Source organism: Achromobacter maghribensis (assembly GCF_057334215.1).
Map to the genome: position 1 here is coordinate 19,416 of NZ_JBHFII010000017.1, position 3,762 is coordinate 23,177.

3 protein-coding genes are annotated in these 3,762 nt (G+C 63.8%); all 3 read left to right on the forward strand.

The genetic code is table 11. The features are described from left to right. The first annotated feature begins 162 nt into the window (after window positions 1–162). From ACE039_RS06880 to ACE039_RS06890, 3 genes are read left to right on the forward strand one after another with little or no spacing between them, the layout of a single operon-like run. Window positions 163–1,035, forward strand: coding sequence for a branched-chain amino acid ABC transporter permease (locus ACE039_RS06880; RefSeq protein ID WP_088588679.1), 873 nt, complete (start codon window positions 163–165; stop codon window positions 1,033–1,035). Window positions 1,036–1,038: 3 nt separating this feature from the next. Beyond that, on the forward strand, window positions 1,039–2,961 hold the full coding sequence (locus ACE039_RS06885) for a branched-chain amino acid ABC transporter ATP-binding protein/permease (protein ID WP_332006954.1): 1,923 nt from the start codon (window positions 1,039–1,041) through the stop codon (window positions 2,959–2,961). Between the two features lie 18 nt (window positions 2,962–2,979). Then, window positions 2,980–3,702 (forward strand): ABC transporter ATP-binding protein, encoded by a 723-nt coding sequence (locus tag ACE039_RS06890; protein ID WP_006224764.1) that lies wholly within the window; start codon window positions 2,980–2,982, stop codon window positions 3,700–3,702. Window positions 3,703–3,762: the final 60 nt, after the last annotated feature.

Genomic DNA, 3,762 nt, shown 5'->3' on the forward strand with positions numbered 1-3,762 from the left:
CCCCCCCCCCCCCCGGACCGGCAATGCCGCTTTCGCGGCCGCTTCGATCATGCCCTTTCCCGCTTCATGTGATGCAGGTGGCGCGCAGCGCCTTGGACAACTGAACACCGCGTTCCGCGGGCGTTGCCTGGAATGGAACGCCGGCGTTATGAAAACACACCCATGATTCTTCTACAGCTTATCTATAGCGGTATCGCGCTAGGCATGATCTATGCCGTCATCGCGTTCGGATACCAGCTTACGTTCGCCACATCGGGCACCTTGAACTTCGGCCAGGGCGAAGCCTTGATGCTGGGCGCGTTGGTCGGACTGACGCTGGTTGGCCTGGGCGTGAACTATTGGGTCATGATTCCCATCGTTTGCATTTTCGGTTTCGCGCAAGGGGCATTGGTCGAACGGGTGGGCGTTCGGCCGGCCATCAAGACACGATCGGAATTCGGCTGGATCATGGCCACCATCGCCTTGGGGATCATCTTCAAGAACGTGGCCGAGAACATCTGGGGCCGCGACGACCTGCGCTTCCCGTCCCCGCTGCCCGAAGCACCGATCCAGGTGTTCGGCGCGAACGTGCTGCCCATGGAGCTGCTTGTCGTCTTCGGCGCGCTGGGCATGATGATCCTGGTAGAGATCTTCAACCGCAAATCCATCTACGGCAAGGCCTTCGTGGCCACCTCCAATGACCGCGACGCGGCGGGATTGATGGGTATCAACACCGGCATGGTGATCACGTTTTCCTATGCGCTGTCGTCGTTGACGGCGGCATTCGCCGGCGTCCTGGTGGCGCCGTTGACGCTGACCGGCGCCACCATGGGCGCGGTGTTGGGCCTTAAGGCATTCGCCGTGGCGATCATCGGCGGCCTGTCCAGCGGCATGGGCGTGGTGGTGGGCGGGCTGATCCTGGGGATCGCCGAAACAACCACCGGTTTCTATCTTTCGACGGGGTACAAAGACGTGCCGGGATTGGTGTTGCTGCTGCTCGTTCTGACCTTCAAGCCCGCCGGCCTGTTCGGCAAGACCGCGATCAAGAAGGTGTAAGCGATGAAACCCCTGCACCTATTGCTCTCTGTCGTCGCCGTGGCGTGCCTGGCCGCCGTGCCGCTGGGCGTGACCAACACGTACTACCTGCATTTGGTCGAAACGATCATGATCTATTCGATCCTGCTGTTCGGGCTCGATATCGTGGTGGGCTACACCGGCCAGGTATCGCTGGGCCATGCCGGGCTGTTCGGCATCGGCTCGTACGTCGCGGGCGTGCTGTTCTTCCATCTGCAGATGCCCATCTGGGTGATCCTTCCCGCTGCCATCCTGATCGCGGCGGCATTCGGCGCGGTGCTGGCGCTGCCCGCGCTGCGGGTCACCGGTCCGTATCTGGCCATGGTGACGCTGGCGTTCGGCACCATCATCCAGATCCTGATCAACGAGATGACCTTCATGACCGAAGGCCCCTTGGGCATCAAGATCCCCAAGCCGTCCATCGGTGGGCACATCCTGACGAAAAGCGAGTACTTCTGGCTGGTGGGCGCGCTGCTGGTGATCTCGCTGATTGTCGTGCACCGCATCCTGAAGTCGCACCTGGGCCGTTCGTTCGAGGCCTTGCGCGACAGTCCGATTGCCTCTGATTGCATGGGCGTGTCGGTCTACCGGCACAAAGTGTTCGCCTTCGTGATCAGCGCCGGTTTCGCCGGCCTGGCAGGCGCGCTGTACTCGTATTCCGAGCAGTACATCTCGCCCAACACGTACAACTTCGAGCTGACCATCCTGTTCCTGCTGGCCATCATCATGGGGGGCCGCAAGAGCCGCATGGGCGCCCTGCTGGGCGCATCCATCATCGTGCTGCTGCCCAAGATGCTGGACGACATCGGCACGTTCCGGCTGATCGCCCTGGCCGTGGCCATCCTGGTGACCGTGGGCAGCGTCATCGCGGTGTCCAAGGGCCGGGCCGAACCCCGGCGCGTGGTGGTGCCCGTCGTCGGCACCATCGTGCTGGCCGCCTTCTCGTATTGGCTGGACGCCGTCACCGACTGGCGCCTGACCATCTTCGGCGCCATGATCCTGTTTGTCGTGTACTACCTGCCCGACGGCATCGTGGGCTTTGTGCGCAACCTGTTCTTCTCGAACCGCCGCGCGGCGCTGTCGGTGAAGTCGGACCTGGTGAAGGAACAAGAGGCCGTGCCCGATGCCGTGGCCGGCAAGGGAGAAACGCTGCTGACGGCCAAGCGCGTGCTGATGCAGTTCGGCGGGCTGAAAGCGCTGAACGAGGTGGACCTGACCATCAAGCGCGGCACCATCCATGGCCTGATCGGCCCCAACGGGTCCGGCAAGAGCACCATGATGAACGTGCTGACAGGCATCTACGTGCCGACCGCCGGCGCGGTGGAATTTTCGGGCAAGTCGCTGGTCGGACTGGCGCCCGCGGACATCGCGGCCGCCGGCATCGCCCGCACGTTCCAGAACGTGCAACTGTTTGGCGAGATGACCGCGCTTGAAAACGTACTGGTGGGCCTGCACCACACCTTCACCACGGGGCTGGCCGGCATCGCGCTGCGCACACCGAAGTGGAAGGGCGAAGAGCAAGGCGCCCGGGCCCGCGCAATGGCGCTGCTGGAGTTCGTCGGCCTGGAATCGCTGGCCAACGAAGAGGCCCGCAACCTGCCCTACGGCAAGCAGCGCCTGCTGGAAATCGCCCGCGCGCTGGCGCTGGACCCGCAGTTGCTGCTGCTGGACGAGCCCGCGGCCGGCCTGACCGCGCCCGACATCGTCGAGCTGCTGGCCATCATCCGCAAGGTTCGCGACCACGGCATCACGCTGATCCTCATCGAACACCATATGGATGTGGTGATGGGAGTGTGCGACACCGTGTCGGTGCTGGACTTCGGCCAGAAAATCGCCGAAGGCCTGCCGAACGAAGTGCAAAGCAACGCCAAGGTTATCGAGGCGTATCTGGGCGGCGCGCCCGCCTGACGCCAAGAGGACAACAAGATGCTATCGATCAAGAATCTGGAAGCAGGTTACGGCAAGGTCAAGGTGCTTCACGGCATCAGCATGGAGGTACCGAAGGCGAAGGTCGTGACGCTGATCGGCTCCAACGGCGCCGGCAAGACCACCACGATGCGGGCGCTGTCCGGCATGATTCGCCCGACCGCGGGCGAGGTCACGCTTAGCGGCAAGCGCATCGACGGCCTGGAATCCCATCGCATCGCGCGGCTAGGCCTGGCCCATTCGCCGGAAGGCCGCCGCGTGTTCCCGACCCTGTCCGTGACCGACAATCTGTTGCTTGGCGCGTTCCCGCGCCTGACCGGCAGCCGCCCCAAAGGCGACGTGCAGGCCGACCTGGGGCGCGCCATGGACCTGTTCCCGCGCTTGAAGGAGCGCCGCGAACAGCTGGCCGGCACCCTGTCCGGCGGCGAGCAGCAAATGCTGGCCATGGCCCGCGCCGTGATGCTGAACCCTGAACTGGTGCTGCTGGACGAACCGTCCATGGGACTGGCGCCGATCCTGGTAGAGGAAGTATTCCGGATCATCGCCCGACTGAAGGACGAAGGCGTCACGATGCTGCTGGTGGAACAGTTCGCAGCGGCGGCGTTGAATGTGGCGGACTACGGGTACGTGCTGGAGAACGGGCGCATTTCCGTGCATGGCAGCGCGGAGAAGCTACGAGATGATCCGGCGGTGGTTGCTGCTTATCTTGGGGGTGGGCATTAGAGCGGTTTTTTGTGCGGGTGTTGGCGTTCTTGGGCCGCCCGGCACGTGGGTGGCCTGGGG

Bases quoted from the DNA above. Each gene is read 5' to 3' on its own strand.
- ACE039_RS06880 (WP_088588679.1), top strand. From the start codon at position 163: ATGATTCTTCTACAGCTTATCTATAGCGGTATCGCGCTAGGCATGATC.
- ACE039_RS06885 (WP_332006954.1), top strand. From the start codon at position 1,039: ATGAAACCCCTGCACCTATTGCTCTCTGTCGTCGCCGTGGCGTGCCTG.
- ACE039_RS06890 (WP_006224764.1), top strand. From the start codon at position 2,980: ATGCTATCGATCAAGAATCTGGAAGCAGGTTACGGCAAGGTCAAGGTG.